This window comes from Novosphingobium sp. CCH12-A3, from assembly GCF_001556015.1.
GTDB lineage: Bacteria > Pseudomonadota > Alphaproteobacteria > Sphingomonadales > Sphingomonadaceae > Novosphingobium > Novosphingobium subterraneum.
Genome location: NZ_LSIA01000262.1, coordinates 1 through 447, shown reverse-complemented (window position 1 = coordinate 447; position 447 = coordinate 1). Strand labels below are relative to the sequence as shown.

The 447-nt window shown below is 67.1% G+C and carries 1 protein-coding gene; it reads right to left on the bottom strand.

The genetic code is table 11. The features are described 5' to 3' along the window. Positions 1 to 447 (bottom strand): site-specific integrase (locus AX703_RS21060; RefSeq protein WP_156452155.1); only part of this gene is annotated, 447 nt, incomplete at both ends.

Here is a 447-nt window from a genome sequence, read left to right as displayed (position 1 = left end):
ATATAGGCGGTCAGATAATCCTCTAGATTGTGATGGCAGGGCATTTCATGGCGCTTGCCGCCTTTCTCGTGCAGTCGGACCCATAGCCGCCTGTTCTGCATGAACACGTCCTCGACCCGCATCGCCAGCGCCGCGCCGATCCGCGCGAAACTATAGACCATCAACCCGATCAGGGCGCGGTCGCGCAGGCCCGCATGGGTGGTCACGTCCAGCCAGTCGAACAGGTGGCGCACGCCGGCGAGCTGCTGCTTGACGCTGGGCGCGGCCAGCTCGCGCCCCAGCGCCTCGACCCAGGCCGCGACGTGGAGCGGTTGCACGGCCTCAAGCGAGGCGACGCCGCGCGCCTCACACCAGGCCAGGAAGTCGCCGGCCGCGCGCATATAGGCGCGGCGCGTATGCGGGTTGCGAATGGTGACGGCGAAGAACTCAAGGAAGCGCAGCCGCGTG